Raw genomic sequence first — 14,414 nt, 5'->3', positions numbered from 1 at the left:
GTACTACGGGAAGACGGGAACGGACCGTCACGGCCTCGGTCCCGGGAACGACGCGCTCGGTCGTCGCCGGTTCGCCGTGGGGGACGACCCACTCGCCGTCGCGCTCGACCAGCAGCACGTCGTCGCTGTCGTTGTACAGCTGGACGTACGCGTCGACGATGCCGCGCTCGCAGCGCTCGCCGGCCCGCTCGTAGGCGTCGCTGGGGACGGTGAGCGTCGTCTGGTTGATCGGGAACCCGCTGTACTCGTCCTCCAGCGCGACGAGTCGCTCCTCCACCCTGTCCCGGGAGACCTCGGCGACGGACATCGTCCGCATCTGCGCTGGCACCGGCATAAACCCGTCCCTTCGTTCAGACCTTGCGATCCGCTCGCGTGTCGGTCGGGGACCGGACGGTCGCGGGTTTCGACCGAGTCGCTCACCGAGACCCACGCCTCGATCCCGGGAACCGATCGCTCGTCCCCCGGTAGGCGAGACGCGCTCTCCGGTACCCCCCGTTCGGTTGCGGGTAGCTGTCGCTCGCTGGCGGGTACCGGTCGCTCACTCGTCCGTACCGGTCACTCACTCGCCGGATACGGGCGGTCTGCGACCTCGGGATACAGCACCGCCTCTGGCGGCGACACGACCCACTCGGCCGCGGCGATCTCGCCCTCCCGCGGGCGCGGGTCGCCGCCCGCGTACTCGCCGTCGAAGATCGCGATGAGACTTGCGAGCGACGGCCGACGGGGATCGGTCTCGTCGACGAGTTCGAGGACGTGCGCCTCGCGAAGCCCCGTGATCGTCGCCCGGACAGCCGTCTCCTCGCGCACCTCGCGGCGCGCGGCCGCCTCGAAGGACTCGCCGGCCTCGCGCTTGCCGCCGGGGTCGGCCCACCCCTCGTCGCCCTCGTTGCGGACGAGCAACACCTCGCCGTCGTCGTTCGTGACCCAGATCCCACCACCGCCGTTCGCGCCCGCGGCGATCCGCTCGCGGTCGCGCTCGTAGGCGTCGGGCGCGAGTTCCCAGCGCTTCTCGACGCGCTCGAAGCCGTCGTAGCGCTCGCGCAGGGCGGCCAGCCAGTCCGCGACGCGCTCCCGGGAGCGTTCGGCGAGGTCGTTGTCGGTCATCGTTACCTCCCCTCTCAGACGTGTTCGTCGAGGAAGTCGACGACGGCCGTGTAGGCCTCGATCCGGTTCTCGCGTTTGGTGATGCCGTGGCCCTCGTCGTCGAAGACGAGCTTCTCGACGGGGACGCCCTGCGCGGCGGCCTCCTCGGCGATCTGCTCGGCCTCGCCGAGCGGGACGCGCGGGTCGTTGGCGCCGTGGAGGACGAACAGCGGCGCCGCGATCGACTCGACGTTGTTGATCGGCGAGACCGATTCGAGGAACGCCCGGTCCTCCTCCAGCGACCCGTACTCGGCTTCGCGCAGCTCGCGGCGCCACGAGCCGGTGTTCTCCAGGAAGGTGACGAAGTTGGCGATGCCGACCACGTCGACGCCGGCGGCCCACAGGTCGGGATACTCCGTCAGCGCGGCCAGCACCATGAACCCGCCGTAGGACCCGCCCATCGCGACCACGCGGTCGGGGTCGATCGCGTCGTGGTCGGTCAGCCACTCGACGGCCGCCTCGATATCGGCCACCGAGTCCATCCGCTTGTCCACGTCGTCGAGGTGGGTGTACTCGCGGCCGTAGCCCGTCGACCCGCGGACGTTCGGCTCGAAGACGGCGTACCCGCGCGACAGGAAGTACTGGGTCAGCCCCGCGAAGGAGGGGCGCCGCTGGCTCTCCGGGCCGCCGTGGATGTCGACGATCACGGGGGTTTCGCCGGCCTCCCAGTCGTCGGGCAGCGAGAAGTAGCCGGGGATCGACCGATCGTCGAACGTGGGGTACCGGACGAGTTCGGGCTCGACGAACGACGACCTCGGGATGCCGGCGGTCGAGGCGTCCGTCCAGCGCTCGAACGCCCCCGTCTCGGCCTCGACGACGTAGACGTTCGTGTTCTCGGTGCGGCCGGTCGCCGAGAGCGCGAACCGCTCGGCGTCCTCGTCGAAGGCGACGCCGCCGGCGATGCCGCCCGGCAGGTCCGGCGCGGGGAACTCGTCGATCGCCGTCGGGCCGGCGAGTTCGCCCACGGTGAGGTCGGTGTAGCCGTCGACGTTCCGGGAGTAGACGAGTCGACCGGTCTCGTCGTCGAGCGCCACGCCCCCGACGTTCCACTCGCCACCGTCGGCGACGGTGTCGAGCGCCGTCGCCAGGTCGGACTCGTCGGGGTCCTCGCCGATGGTACCGAGGTCGAGCCGGGCGAGGTACTTCGTGTCGGACTCGTAGTCGGTAGTCAGGTAGAGGGCGTCGCCGTCGGGGCTCCACTGGGCGCTCGTGAAGCGAACGTCGCCGTCGTGGGGCGTGAGGTGGCGCCGTCGGCCCGACTCGGCGTCGAGGACGTACAGGTCCTGGTCGAAGTTCCAGTGGGCCTGCGAGACGAGCAGGCGGTCGTCGGCGGGCGCCCAGCCGCCGACCGAGAGCCAGCCATCGCCCTCGTGGAGGAGGGTCGCGTCGTCGCCGGTCTCGGTCCGGCCCTGCACGTACACGTCGAAGACCGACTCGTCGCGGCGATTCGACGCGAAGGCGAAGCGATCGCCGTCGTGGGACCAGCCGCCCCAGCGGTGTTTGGCGTCGGGGCGGGCGGTGAGGTTCGAGATCGTCCCGTCGTCGGCGTCGAGGCGGTAGAGCTGGGCGCGCTCGTCGCCGCCCTCGTCCATGCCGAAGGCGAGCTCCCGCCGCTCGGGCGACCACGAGGCGAAGGTGACCCGGTCCTCGAAGAAGGTGCGCTGGACGGGCCACTCCCGCGGCTCGTCGAGCGTCCAGAGCTGGGGCGTGCCCGTGGCGTCGAGCAGGAACGAGAGCGTTCCGTCGGGAGCGAACGAGGCGCCGTAGGCGCTCCTGACGTTGAGATACCGGTCGAGGTCGTACATACCCCGGGCAAGCGGCGGGACGGAGAAAGTACTTCCGGGCGTGTGAGCGGGGCCGACCCGCGACCGGCGGCGAGCGCGACGAGCGGCCGCCGGGGTAGGCGTGAGGGACTCCGGCAGTAAGTGGACGTTTGACGCCGGCGGGACGGATACAACGGGGGAAACGTTGCGTCCCTCCCTCGAATGCCCGCCAATAACGAAACGCCGGACTCCCCTTCGGGAAAACGCATGTACCGCGCACTCGCGACAGTCTGTATCGTCGCCCTGGTCGCCCTCGCCGGCTGCGGCGGCCCCGGCCCCGGCGCCGGAACCGACACAGCAGCCATCGGCGAAGACGGTGCGGACGGCGAAGACACCCCCGTCATCGGCGACGAGACCGAGACGGAGGAAGACGACATGATGGACACCGAGACAGAAGAGAACGACATGATGGACACCGAGACGGAGGAAGACGACATGATTGACACCGAGACGGAAGGAGACGACGCGATGGGTGCCGAAACCGAGACCGAGGGCGGGTTCCCGGACGAAACTTCGACCGCCGAGGGCCTCGCCGGTGACGAAGGCACCGCGACGGACGAGGGCGGCGTCATGGGCGGTAACGAGACCGAGACCGACGCGGACACGGGCATCCTCGGTGAGGAGACGGAGACCGACACGGACGCCGCGAGCTAACGCCCCCGGTCAACGACCGATCGGACACTTTTGATCACTCCAGCGCGCCAGCGGCGCAGTCGGTGTAGCGGAGCCCGAGTCGCCGCTCCGAGGCGTCGTCGGCGTCCGGGTAGGCGCCGCCGCAGGCGCTCTCGTCGCCGAGCTGTCGCTCGCGGACGCGCTCGGGAGCCCAGAGGTAGCTCCCGACCATCGGGCTCGCGACGAGCGCGTCGCCCTCCCGGCGCGCCGTCCCGTGGCTGTGGGTGGCCCCGAGCGCGTGGCCGACCTCGTGGAGGAGCAGCTGCGTCGCCGCGGCCGGGATCGAGTAGGGGACGACCGGCGGCGTCTCCGCGGCGGGCGCCATCCGGGCGATGTAGGCGCCGCCGGTCGCGGCGGCGATGCGCGGCCGGGCGTACCCGGCGGGCTGGCGCCGCGGGTCGCCGTCGGTGACGAGCAGGTTCACGTCACCGACGGGGTCGATATCGGCCATCCCGACCGCTCCCTCGGCGACCGTCACGGGCCAGTCGACGCCGAGCGATTCTTTCCCGCCCTCGTGGGGCAACGCGACCGTCGACGGCGCGACGTCGATCTCGACGGCTTCGAGCGCCCCGTCGAGCGCCGCGCCGAGGTACCCCTCGACCCTGTCGGCGAGCGCGTGCTGCGTGGCCGCGGACTCGCTGAACCAGACGCGGACGACGACCGGGTCCGGCGGGCTCGCGGCGCGGCGGCCGGCCACTCCCAGCGACAGCGCCACGCCGGCGCCTCCGAGGAACGCCCGTCGGTTCACTACGGGCCGGATGCTCGTATCGAGTCATAAGCGTTCCTGCGTGGTAGGTGCGACGTACTCCAGCGCCGCTCCCGCTCGGCCGCCGCGGTACGGTCGCCTTACCGGTCTTCGGTGGGATGACGGGGATTTTTGACATCCCACCTCGTCGTCGGCGGTATGCGCGTCGCGTTCGTCTCGATGGAGACGACTCACTATCGCGACACCGAAGGCGCCCGCCGGTTCGAACGCGTCGCACGCAACCTCGCCGCCCGCGGCCACGACGTGACCGTCTTCTGCACGCAGTTCTGGGAAGGGACCGACGAGACCGTCGAGCGCGACGGCGTCACCTACCGCGGCGTCACCATCTCGCCGACGCTCACCTCTTTCGCCGTCCGCCTGCCCGCCCTGCTCGCCATCTACGACCCCGATATCGTCCACGCCCGACCCGAGCCGCCGGTGGGCGTCCTCGCCGCGAGCCTCGGCGGGACGCTCGCCCGGGCGCCGCTCGTCGTCGAGTGGTTCGGCGACGAGTCGGTCGACGACTCGCGGTTCGCCGACCGCGTCGCCACGCTCCCGGACATGATCGACACGCCCTCAGAGATGGTCCGTACGCGCGTCCGCGAGCGCGGCGCGACCGCCGACACCACCCAGGTCGTCCCCGAGAGCGTCGACATGGAGACGGTCAGGGGGACCGACCCCGCCGAGGAGATCGACGTGGTCTACGCCCACCCGCTCGACGAGAGCGCCAACCTGGAGAGTTTCCTGCTGGGCCTCGCCGAGCTGCGCGACCGCGACTGGTCGGCGACCATCGTCGGCGACGGCCCCGCACGCGAGGGCTACGAACGGCAGGTCCGGGACCTGCGCATCGACGACCGGGTCACCTTCGTCGGCGCCTGCGACCGCGCCGAGCGGGTGGCCTACTACAAAGGCGCCCACGCGTTCGTGCAGACGGCCTATCGGGAGTACTTCGCGACCGAGCTGCTGTGGGCGCTGGCCTGCGGCTGCGTCGGCATCGTCGAGTACCAGGCCGAGTCCAGCGCCCACGAGCTCATCGAGGAGGTCGAGCGGAGCTTCCGGGCGACCGACCCCCAGCAGATCGCCGACGCCATCGTCGACGCCGGCGAGTTCGAGCGGCTCACCGTCGACGAGGACTACGACGGGTACGACCACGACGCCGTCCTCGAACGGTATCTGCAGACCTATCGGGATCTCCAGTCCGAACACGGGCTGTTGTAGCCCCGTCGCGGTCCCGTCTCCGGTCTACTCCTCGTCCGGCAGCGGGTGCAGGAACGTCTGGAACTCGACGGTGCGACCGTCCGGGTCGTCGGCGAAGAATCGGTATATCTCGTACCGCTCGCTCGTCTCGGGCGGCCCCCGCGCCCGGTCCTCGAAGCGCTCGTACAGCTCGTCGACGCGCTCGCGGTCGTCGTAGTAGAAGGTCAGCGTTCCGCAGTCGTCGGTCTCCTCGCGGCCGCAGAAGCCGAATTTGAACGCTCCGTGGCGGAGGATCGTACAGCCGTCCTGTTCGATCCACGTCTCGGCGCCGACCCGCTCGCGGTAGAACTCGACGACGCGCGCCTCGTCCTCGGTCCGGAAGAACACGATCCCGCTCACGCGTTCCGCTGGGTCGCGTCGCCACAAAGCCGTTCCGCCGACGCACCCTTGCCGCTCGAACACGTATCGGGGCTGACCACCGATGATCCCGCCGTTGCTCCGCCGCTGTCCCGACTGCGGGAAGACCGGTCTGTCGCGCTCGTTCGAGACCGTCGAGACCGGCGGACGCATCGTCGAATGCCCGCGCTGTGGGCACCGTTTCGAACCGATCGACCGACCGACGCTGAACTGAGCGGAGCCGCGCCAACGAGCGTCGCCGGGAACGCCGTTCGCGCTCACGCCCGCAGCCGGGCGCGGACGAACAGCCACTCGCCGCCGCCGAGTTCGTCGTCGCGGACGGCCTCCTCGGTCACGTCGAAGCCGACCGATTCGAGCAGTTCGATGCTCCGCTCGCGACCGTGGAAGCTCCACTGCATCGCCGCGCCGCTGTCGAGCCAGTCGTCGTTTTCCCCCTCCCACTCGCCGACGCCGGTCGTGAGCAACAGGCGCCCGCCGGGCCGGAGGACGCGGGCGAACTCCGCGAACGCCCGCTCGTGGTGCTCGCGCGGGACGTGGATGACCGAGTGCAGCGCCGTCACCGCGTCGACGGCGTCGTCGGCGACGGGGAGTCGCGTCAGGTCCCCACGGGCGAGCGACGCCGCGGGCGCGCGGTCGCGAGCCAGCGTCAACTGTTCGCCCGAGAGGTCGACGCCTACCGTCTCGAACTCCCCGGCGAGCGTCTCCAGGACCGCCCGGCCACCGCCGCAGCCGGCGTCGAGGACGCGGGCGCCGTCCGGGAGATCGGCTGCCAGCGACTCGACGAGGGTCGCCTCGTGAGCGGGGTCGCGGTCGTCGTCGTACGCCTCGGCGACGCCGTCGTACCCGGACATGACGGCGCTCGCCCACTCGTCGAGGTCCCGCGGCTCGCTCGGCGACTCGTCGTTCATGTGTAGCCAGCCGAGAGAGAGAGAGCGGAAAAGGCTACCGGCGCGCAGTCAGTCGGCCCCACACCGCGGGACGACGGCGGACGGTTCACTCCCCGTCGAACCGGTCGGGGTCGGCGGCGGCCTGGGCGACGCGGACGGCGGCGACGTTCTCGTGGGCGTCGTGAACTCTGATCACGTCGGCGCCGCGCTCGGCGGCCAGCGCCGTGCCGGCGACCGTCTCGTCGAGCGCGCCCTCGCGGCCGCCCTCGGTGAGTTCGAACATCGACTTGCGGGAGTGACCCACGAGTATCGGACAGCCCAGCGCCGCGAGTTCGTCCAGCCGACCGAGGAGTTCGAAGCTCTCGGCGGCCGACTTGCCGAAGCCCAGTCCGGGGTCGACGAGGATCTGCGAGCGGTCCAGTCCGGCTTTCTCCGCCAGGAGGACGCGCTCGGCGAGGTAGTCGACCACGTCGTCGACCACGTCGTCGTACTCTACCTCGGTGGTCGGGTCGACCGGCGCCTCGATGCTGTGCATGACGACGACGGGCACGTCGTGGTCGGCGGCGACCAGTCGCATCTCCGGGTCTTCCAGCCCGGAGACGTCGTTGAGCAGGTCGGCGCCGGCGTCGATGGCCGCTCGCGCGACCGATGCCTTGCGCGTGTCGATGGAGATCATCGCGTCGATGTCAGCGATCGCCTCGATGACCGGAACGACGCGGTCGATCTCCTCCTCGGCGGGGACGACCTCGCCGCCGGGCCGCGTCGACTCGCCGCCGATGTCGAGGATCTCGACGCCCGCCTCGACCATCCGCTCGGCGCGCTGGCGGGCGTCGGCGACGCTGTTGTACTCGCCGCCGTCGTGGAAGCTATCCGGCGTGATGTTGAGGATGCCCATCACGGCGGTGCCGTCGGCCCACGGGTAGTCGCGGTCGGCGGCCGACCGGTCGGCGTCGGGCGTCGGCGTCGCCGCGTTCGGCGACGGTGAGGCGTCGATACCGCTCCTGATCTCCCCGGCAAGCGGCGCGAGGTCGTCCTCGCGGTCGGCGAGCGCGTCGGCGAGGCGCTCGAACTGGGTGCGAGTCCCCATCGCCACGGCGTCGACCCGCTCCTGGTCCTGGTCGGCCAGCGCCGACAGCGCGACCTCGCCGCCCAGCGCTCGCAGCTCGGACTGGAGTCGACGGGCCCGGCGCGGGCGGAGGCGAGTTCGCAGGACGCGGTGAACGGCGTCGCCCGCGGCCGCGCTCGCGTCGTCGCCCGCGACGTGCGCGCGCCGGAGGGCCCCTTCGGCGTCGGCCACCGAGTCCACGTCGAGCGGGACGGTCGGCCGGGACCAGCGGGTGCGCGCCTCGGCGACGGCGTACAGCGACCCCGAGACGACGACGGCGTCGTCGGGCCCGGCCGCGTCGAGCGCCCGATCGAGCGCGCCGGCGACCGGTTCGTGCGTCGTCACGTCGGCGTCGGTCTCGGTTTCGAAGGCCCGTGCGACCACTTCGGCCGATTCGGCGCGGTCGTGGTCGGGCCGACAGGCGACGACGCGACCGAGGCCGGCGTCGGCGAACGCCGCGGCGATCCCGCGGTGGTCCTTGTCGGTCATCGCGCCGACGACGAGGTGGGCCTCGTCGTAGTCGAAGGTGTCCAGCACGTCGGCAGTGGTCTCGCAGCCGCCGGGGTTGTGTGCGCCGTCGAGGACGACCAGCGGCTCGCGGTCCATCACCTCGAACCGCCCCGGCCAGTGGGCGTTGCGGAACCCGCGCTCGACGGGTTCGGTCGCCGCATCGGCGTCCAGCCGAGCCGCGACCTGCCGGACGAGCGCCGCCGCGACGCCCGCGTTGCGAGCCTGGTGGGCGCCCAGCAGCGGCAGGTGCGTGTCGACGGTCCAGTTCTCGGCGACGCCTTCGACCGTGACCGCGCCCTCCAGCCCCTCGCGACCGCCGTACTCGACGACGATATCGGGATCCTCGGGGTCGTTCCAGTCGGCGTCGGCGACGGTCACCACGTCGTCGACCTCTTCGCGGATCGCCCCCAGCGCGTCGCCGGTCGTCGCGGTCACGAGCGGCGCGTCGGCGGGCGCGACGCCCGACTTGTCGCGGGCGATCTCTGCCACGGTGTCGCCGAGCAGATCGGTGTGTTCCAGTGTGACCGCGGTGACCGCGCTGGCGATCGGGTCGACGACGCTGGTTGCGTCGAGCGTCCCGCCGATACCGACTTCGAGGACGGCCACGTCCACGTCCTGTCGGTCGAACTCCCACAGCGCCATCGCGGTGAGCGCCTCGAAGAACGTCGGCGAATCGCCGTCGGTCGCCCGCTCGGTGGCGTACTCGCGGAACGATTCGACGAACTCGGTCACCGCCGACTCGGTCATCGGGCGGCCGTCGACGCGGACCCGCTCGCGCACGTCGTCGAGGTGGGGCGAGGTGTACAGCCCGACCGAGAGGCCGGTCTCGCGCAGCGCCCGCTCGACCATCCGGGCGGTGCTGCCCTTGCCGTTCGACCCCGCGACCTGGACGCAATCGAGTCGCTCGTGGGGGTCGCCGAGGTGGCCGAGCAGCTCCCGTGTCGGGTCCAGGCCCGGCCGCGGCGCGAACCGTCGCAGATCGAAGAGAAAGTCCGCCGCCTCGTGAAACTCCATGCCTCCCGGTTCCGGACGGGCGCGCTTTAGCCTAACGAACTGCGAAGTGTGCGCCTCGGAACCGCCGACACAATCGACACGGAACCGCTCGCCGCAGGCGCGCGGACGCCGCCGCTACAGCGACCGCCGCTCGATCTCGGGGTCGATACCCGCCTCGTCGAGGTCGATCCGGATCCGCTCGCGCAACGGCGTCGGCACCGTTTCGCGACCCACCGGCACCGCCGTCTCGCCGCCAGCCTCGGGCGGGACCTTCCAGTAGACCACGCAGTCGCTCGGGGAGTAGTATTCGACGCTGTAGCGGTCGCCCTCGCCCTCGTAGTGGACGCGAGCGGCCGCCCCGTCGACGCGCCACCCCTCGCGGTCGGCGAGGCCGCCGAGCGGCTCGACAGCGGCGTCGGACGGCCCGCCTCGATCGCTCCCCCCGCCCTCACTCATCGTCGCCGTCGTCGGCAGGTCCGTCGACGAGCGGGTCGTACTCGCGGCCCTCGCCGAACTTCCGGACCAGCGCGGCGACCAGCGCGAGCGCGGCCAGCCCGACCAGCGCGCCCACGTCCGAGTCGGCGGTCGGACGCCCGACGCTGTCGGGCTCCCCGTCGCCGTCGTCGGCCTCGCGGTCCGCTTCGCCGTCCTCGGCGGCCGCTCCGGGCTCGTCTCTCGCCGCCGCCCGCTCGGCGTGGCCGACGGTCTCGTCGACGGCCCGGTCGCCGAACTCCTCGCGGTCGTCGCGCTCGGGCGACTTCGCACGGCGGCGCGCCTCGGGGGCGTCGGCCTCGGCCGCGCCGGTGGTCGGTGGCGAGTCGGCATCTTCCTCGTCGCTCCCGAGCTTGTCGCTCGCGACGGACGTGGCCTTGCCCAGGTAGCGATACGCCACGAACGCGACGACGGCGAGGACGACCAGCGCGGCGGCCGCCTTCAGGAGGATCGGTCGGAGGTTCTCCCTCCAGCCGCCGTCCTCGTCGTCGACATGCTCCGCGCCCGGCGAGGGGACCGGCTCCGGCCCCTCCGGGCTCGGCGTGTCCCACGGTGCGTTACCGGCGTCACCGCCCGTCCCGACGGGGATCGACTCGGCCTCGGACGACCCGGAGCCGTCGGCGCCGTCGGACCCGACCGCGTCGTCGACCAGGTCGGTCCCGACCGCCGTCGCGTCGTCGTCGGTCGCGTCGCCGGCCGACTCGTCGGCCTTCCGGGGCGGTTCGTCGTCGCCCGCGGGGGGCTCGTCGCCCGGCTCGCGGCCGCCGTCGGTGAGCTTCTCCAGGTCCTCCTCGGAGAGGAGCCCCTCGATGAGTCCACCGACGGGCGACTCGTCGAGGTCGATCCCCAGCAGCGTTCGTCCCATGCCCGACCGTTGGGCCAGGCCCCGGAAATAACTGAGCCATCCGTTCGGCGAACCCCGACCGACGCTGGGACCGAACGAATAAACCCGTGGGACGTGACTCGACGGACAGATGGCGTTCCGGCGATTTCTCCGGGGGACGGTCCCCTGGCCGACGCTCGAAGGGGCAGTCCGCGAGGTGATGGACCGCTACGACCTGGAGACGGCCAGAGTCGTCTTTCTCGAGGCCGACAACTGGCTGTCGACGCCCTGCGTCGTCAACGACGAGCTGTTCGTCAAGGTCGTCACCGAACAGAACTCGCTGGTCCACGCCCTGTTGACCGCGGGGCGCAATCTCGGCGCCTTCTCCTCGGGAACCGAGGGGTTCTTCGAGCGGTTCGACACGCCGATCGAGATGGCCGAACACGAACTGGAGGCCAACGAGCGGATGCGGGAGATCGGTGTCAGCGCCCCCGAACCGAAGGAGGCCTTCGAGTACGACGACGTGGCCGTGATGGTGCTGGAATACCTGCCGGACTTCCGGTCGCTGGACGACCTGCCGCCCGACGAGGTGCGGGATCACGCCGTCGAGCTGTTCGAGAACCTGGATCGGATGCACGACAACAACCTCGCCCACGGTGACCTCCAGCGGGAGAACGTCCTCGTCTCCGGCGGCGAACTGTACTTTATCGACGCGACGAAGGTCGACGAGAAGGCCATCGAGGACGCCCGCGCCTACGACACCGCCTGCGCGCTGGGCGCGCTCGAACCCCTGATCGGCGCCCGCGACGCCGTCGCCGCCTCGCTGGAGGTCCACGACCCCGACGCGCTGATGGCCGCACGGGAGTTCCTCGACTTCGTCAACATCCGCCCCGAACACGACTTCGACGGCGCCGCCGTCAAAGGCGAGATCGAGAAACACGCGGCCTGAGCGTGCGCCGACTGCGGCCGCCGGTCACTCCTCGCGCGCCCGAGCTGTCAGGTAGATGCCGCCGAGGACGACCGCGCCGCCCGCCACGGTCCACCGGCCCGGCACTTCCGTGAGCAACAGCAGCGCGAGCACCGTGCTCCCGACGGGTTCGCCCAGCAGCGAGACGCTGACGACCGACGACTCGACGTGTTCGAGCGCCCAGTTGATCACCGTGTGGCCGAAGAGTCCGGGACCGACGGCCATCGCGAGGAAGAGCAGCCACTCCCTGGCGGCGTAGCCCGCGAGCGGGTTCCCCTGCGCGAGGACGACGGCGCCGAGAACGACCGTACAGGCGGCGTAGACGACGGTGACGTAGGGAACGAGCGCCACCCGGGCGCGCAGCGACCGCCCGGCGAGGACGTAGACGGCCATCATCACCGCGCCCACGACGGCCAGTGCGTTGCCCGCCAGCGGGTACGGGCCGACCGCGGTCCCCGCGAGGAACTCGCCGACCGACATGATCCCCGCGCCGACGACCGCGACCACCATTCCCGCGACCTTCGGGAGCGTCAGCCGTTCGTCGAGCAGGAGGGCGGCGCCGACGGCGACGAAGAGCGGCTGGGCCTGCACGAGCGTCACCGAGGCGGCGACGCTCGTCCACTCGACCGACTGGAACCACGCCGCGAAGTGGACCGCCAGCGCGACGCCCGTCGCCCCCGCCGCCAGCGCGTCTCCCCGACCCAGCGACCGCAGGTCCTCGCCGTGTCGCGAGGCGGCCAGCGGCGCGAGCAGTCCGACGGTAAAGAGGACCCTGTAGAACGCCGCCACCGTCGGCGGCGCACCGCTCCACCGGATCAGGATGGCGCTCGTCGACACCGCGAGGATGGCCACGACCAGCGCCGCCGCCGGCGACACGCGCGCTTCGAGCCGCTTCGAGAGCGTCTCGCCGGCCATTGGCGACCCTTTCGGCAGCGACCCCTTTCGTCTTGCGGTGACCAGGGGAGGTGTGACCCGCGATTAGACGGTATGGAACCGACACCCTGGCGCGCGCTGTCGCGACTCTCGTGTCGCGACAGCACCGTGCGAGGTCTTCGTGAACGTGTGAACGAAGGTTTGTCAGAGCGTGCTCTGACAGTGGATGATTGAGCGACCGACGGGAGCGAGCGAATCGGCTGGGGAGGTGTGTGGCTGTCGGTGGTGCTGAGCGGAGCTGTCGCGGTCCCTGGCGGATTGAAAGGGCGAGGCGTGCTCGCGGTGAGCGAAGCGAACGGAGTCGACTGAACGGGCACTATTCGAGGGTGCGAAGCACCCGAGAATATCCCGGTCAGCGACCGTGAGCGCGGCGAGGGCTTTCAGCGCCTACTGTTCCCTGCGGACACTCCAACCCAGAGCGAGCGCGGCGAGGGCTTTCAATCCGCCAGGGACCGCTGTCACCCGCGATCGGATCAACACGTCGAGAACGACCGAGGACTCTGCGACCCCAGACCCTCACTCCGCGTCGGCGGGCACGTCGAAGTCGTGGAAGTGCTCGCCCTTCTCCTTGGTGAGAACGTTCAGCGCCGCGGCGGCGCCGTCCCCCGCCGAAATCACGGCCTGCCACTCCTCGGCACGGACCATCGCGCCGGTGGCGTAGGCGTCCTCGACGGACGTCTCCATGGTCACGTCCACGTCGACGATGTCCTCGTCGGTGAACTCGCAGCCCAACTCCTCGGCGAGGCCCCGGTTGGCGCCCGTCGCGAGTACGAGGTAGTCGGCGGCCAGGTCGTCGTCCTCGGTGACGACGCGGAACTGGTCGCCGTCGGGCTCGACGGTCTGGACCTCCGCGCCCTGGCGGCGTTCGACGCCGAAGCTCTCGACCTGCTCGCGGGCGTCCTCCACGAACGCGGTCCCGTCCTCGCTCTCGATGCCGAGGTAGTTGAACAGGTGGGCCTTGTGCATCCACGTCTTGTCCGTGTCGAAGACGACCGTGTCGAGGCCGTTCTTCGCGGTGAACAGTGCGGCGCTCAGGCCGGCGGGACCCCCGCCGACGACAGCTACGTCTGTCATGCGTGAACACTGTACGGGCAGCGTGAAAATCGTTGGCCTACCCGGAGTGAATCTCCGGAAACGATTCAGACCGGTGACTACTCCAGCAGTTCCTTCGTCTTCCGGTGGCGATACCGGAACATCGGCTCGAAGCCGACCCAGCCGAGCGGGCCGAACAGCCCCCGGACGACGGGCAGTTCGTACTCGACGTGGTCGTGGACGCGGGTCCCGCCGTCGACGGCCTCGAAGGAGTGGGTGTGGACCCACTCCGGGAACGGCCCCTGTTCCATCTCGTCGCGGAAGAAGGCCTGGCCGTCCCCCTCCTCGCGGGCGACGATGGCCGAGACCCAGCGCTGGCGCGGCGCGACGCCGAACGGTGCGACGGTGGACTCGACCTTCGACCCGGCCTCCAGCACGTCCGGGTCGGGTTCGCCGTCGGGGCCGACCGACGACTCGATCCGGAGGTTCATCCAGTCGGGGGTCAACGCTTCGAGCCCCGACGCTCCCGAGTGAAAATCCCACACGTCCTCGAACGGCGCGTCGACGACGACCTCGCGCTCGTAAACCGGCATAGCCTACGGTTGGGGCTCGCGCCCTATAACCGGCGTGTCTAACGAGTAGGGTCTGGCGCCAACTGACGGAGTGACCGACCGG

14 protein-coding genes and 1 pseudogene are annotated in these 14,414 nt (G+C 71.1%); 3 read left to right on the top strand and 12 right to left on the bottom strand.

All coding sequences use genetic code 11. The annotated features are described in order from the left end of the window. The 3 genes and pseudogenes from C475_RS16755 to C475_RS16745 form a co-directional block, all read right to left on the bottom strand. Positions 1 to 307 (bottom strand): annotated as a pseudogene (locus tag C475_RS16755) (hypothetical protein); the annotation flags it as partial. A gap of 248 nt (positions 308 to 555) precedes the next feature. Beyond that, positions 556 to 1,104, bottom strand: a complete 549-nt coding sequence (locus C475_RS16750) for an NUDIX hydrolase (RefSeq protein WP_006885050.1) — start codon at positions 1,102 to 1,104, stop codon at positions 556 to 558. Between the two features lie 14 nt (positions 1,105 to 1,118). Further along, positions 1,119 to 2,948, bottom strand: a complete 1,830-nt coding sequence (locus C475_RS16745; protein ID WP_006885049.1) for a S9 family peptidase — start codon at positions 2,946 to 2,948, stop codon at positions 1,119 to 1,121. Positions 2,949 to 3,173: 225 nt separating this feature from the next. Between C475_RS16745 and C475_RS16740 the strand changes: the two genes are divergently transcribed. After that, on the top strand, positions 3,174 to 3,620 hold the full coding sequence (locus tag C475_RS16740; RefSeq protein ID WP_006885048.1) for a hypothetical protein: 447 nt from the start codon (positions 3,174 to 3,176) through the stop codon (positions 3,618 to 3,620). Positions 3,621 to 3,654: 34 nt separating this feature from the next. Here the strand turns inward: C475_RS16740 and C475_RS16735 are convergent, their stop codons facing one another. After that, positions 3,655 to 4,386, bottom strand: coding sequence for a zinc metalloprotease (locus C475_RS16735; protein WP_006885047.1), 732 nt, complete (start codon positions 4,384 to 4,386; stop codon positions 3,655 to 3,657). Between the two features lie 156 nt (positions 4,387 to 4,542). Here C475_RS16735 and C475_RS16730 point away from each other — a divergent pair, with 156 nt between their 5' ends. Then, positions 4,543 to 5,601, top strand: coding sequence for a glycosyltransferase (locus tag C475_RS16730; RefSeq protein WP_006885046.1), 1,059 nt, complete (start codon positions 4,543 to 4,545; stop codon positions 5,599 to 5,601). A 24-nt stretch (positions 5,602 to 5,625) separates the two neighbouring features. On the opposite strand, the gene C475_RS16725 is transcribed toward C475_RS16730, so the two are convergent. The 5 genes from C475_RS16725 to C475_RS16705 form a co-directional block, all read right to left on the bottom strand. Further along, positions 5,626 to 5,979 (bottom strand): VOC family protein, encoded by a 354-nt coding sequence (locus tag C475_RS16725; protein ID WP_006885045.1) that lies wholly within the window; start codon positions 5,977 to 5,979, stop codon positions 5,626 to 5,628. A 275-nt stretch (positions 5,980 to 6,254) separates the two neighbouring features. Next, complete coding sequence (locus C475_RS16720) at positions 6,255 to 6,905, bottom strand: class I SAM-dependent methyltransferase (protein WP_006885043.1); 651 nt, start codon at positions 6,903 to 6,905, stop codon at positions 6,255 to 6,257. Between the two features lie 85 nt (positions 6,906 to 6,990). Next, positions 6,991 to 9,513 carry a dihydropteroate synthase gene (folP, locus tag C475_RS16715; protein ID WP_006885042.1) on the bottom strand — a complete coding sequence of 841 codons (2,523 nt, stop codon included), beginning with the start codon at positions 9,511 to 9,513 and terminating at the stop codon, positions 6,991 to 6,993. Between the two features lie 114 nt (positions 9,514 to 9,627). Continuing rightward, complete coding sequence (locus C475_RS16710) at positions 9,628 to 9,948, bottom strand: DUF7538 family protein (protein WP_006885041.1); 321 nt, start codon at positions 9,946 to 9,948, stop codon at positions 9,628 to 9,630. Beyond that, positions 9,941 to 10,849 (bottom strand): hypothetical protein, encoded by a 909-nt coding sequence (locus C475_RS16705; RefSeq protein ID WP_006885040.1) that lies wholly within the window; start codon positions 10,847 to 10,849, stop codon positions 9,941 to 9,943. The genes C475_RS16710 and C475_RS16705 overlap by 8 nt, the downstream gene beginning before the upstream one ends. 109 nt (positions 10,850 to 10,958) lie before the next feature. Between C475_RS16705 and C475_RS16700 the strand changes: the two genes are divergently transcribed. Then, positions 10,959 to 11,756, top strand: a complete 798-nt coding sequence (locus C475_RS16700) for an RIO1 family regulatory kinase/ATPase domain-containing protein (RefSeq protein WP_006885039.1) — start codon at positions 10,959 to 10,961, stop codon at positions 11,754 to 11,756. Between the two features lie 24 nt (positions 11,757 to 11,780). Here the strand turns inward: C475_RS16700 and C475_RS16695 are convergent, their stop codons facing one another. From C475_RS16695 to C475_RS16685, 3 genes are all read right to left on the bottom strand, one after another. Further along, positions 11,781 to 12,689, bottom strand: coding sequence for a DMT family transporter (locus C475_RS16695; protein ID WP_006885038.1), 909 nt, complete (start codon positions 12,687 to 12,689; stop codon positions 11,781 to 11,783). A gap of 534 nt (positions 12,690 to 13,223) precedes the next feature. After that, complete coding sequence (locus C475_RS16690) at positions 13,224 to 13,781, bottom strand: NAD(P)/FAD-dependent oxidoreductase (protein ID WP_006885037.1); 558 nt, start codon at positions 13,779 to 13,781, stop codon at positions 13,224 to 13,226. Between the two features lie 77 nt (positions 13,782 to 13,858). Then, positions 13,859 to 14,332: an SRPBCC family protein gene (locus tag C475_RS16685; protein WP_006885036.1), complete on the bottom strand. Its 474-nt coding sequence runs from the start codon at positions 14,330 to 14,332 to the stop codon at positions 13,859 to 13,861. Between the last annotated feature and the right edge of the window lie 82 nt (positions 14,333 to 14,414).

The sequence above is a fragment of the Halosimplex carlsbadense 2-9-1 genome (assembly GCF_000337455.1).
Classification (GTDB): domain Archaea; phylum Halobacteriota; class Halobacteria; order Halobacteriales; family Haloarculaceae; genus Halosimplex; species Halosimplex carlsbadense.
Note: the sequence above shows the minus strand (reverse complement) of the source record. Positions and strands in the feature narration are given on the sequence as shown.

Coding starts and splice junctions, on each gene's coding strand:
- C475_RS16705 (WP_006885040.1), bottom strand. CDS start 10,849: ATGGGACGAACGCTGCTGGGGATCGACCTCGACGAGTCGCCCGTCGGT.
- C475_RS16750 (WP_006885050.1), bottom strand. CDS start 1,104: ATGACCGACAACGACCTCGCCGAACGCTCCCGGGAGCGCGTCGCGGAC.
- folP (WP_006885042.1), bottom strand. CDS start 9,513: ATGGAGTTTCACGAGGCGGCGGACTTTCTCTTCGATCTGCGACGGTTC.
- C475_RS16745 (WP_006885049.1), bottom strand. CDS start 2,948: ATGTACGACCTCGACCGGTATCTCAACGTCAGGAGCGCCTACGGCGCC.
- C475_RS16730 (WP_006885046.1), top strand. CDS start 4,543: ATGCGCGTCGCGTTCGTCTCGATGGAGACGACTCACTATCGCGACACC.
- C475_RS16685 (WP_006885036.1), bottom strand. CDS start 14,332: ATGCCGGTTTACGAGCGCGAGGTCGTCGTCGACGCGCCGTTCGAGGAC.
- C475_RS16690 (WP_006885037.1), bottom strand. CDS start 13,781: ATGACAGACGTAGCTGTCGTCGGCGGGGGTCCCGCCGGCCTGAGCGCC.
- C475_RS16700 (WP_006885039.1), top strand. CDS start 10,959: ATGGCGTTCCGGCGATTTCTCCGGGGGACGGTCCCCTGGCCGACGCTC.
- C475_RS16710 (WP_006885041.1), bottom strand. CDS start 9,948: ATGAGTGAGGGCGGGGGGAGCGATCGAGGCGGGCCGTCCGACGCCGCT.
- C475_RS16720 (WP_006885043.1), bottom strand. CDS start 6,905: ATGAACGACGAGTCGCCGAGCGAGCCGCGGGACCTCGACGAGTGGGCG.
- C475_RS16695 (WP_006885038.1), bottom strand. CDS start 12,689: ATGGCCGGCGAGACGCTCTCGAAGCGGCTCGAAGCGCGCGTGTCGCCG.
- C475_RS16740 (WP_006885048.1), top strand. CDS start 3,174: ATGTACCGCGCACTCGCGACAGTCTGTATCGTCGCCCTGGTCGCCCTC.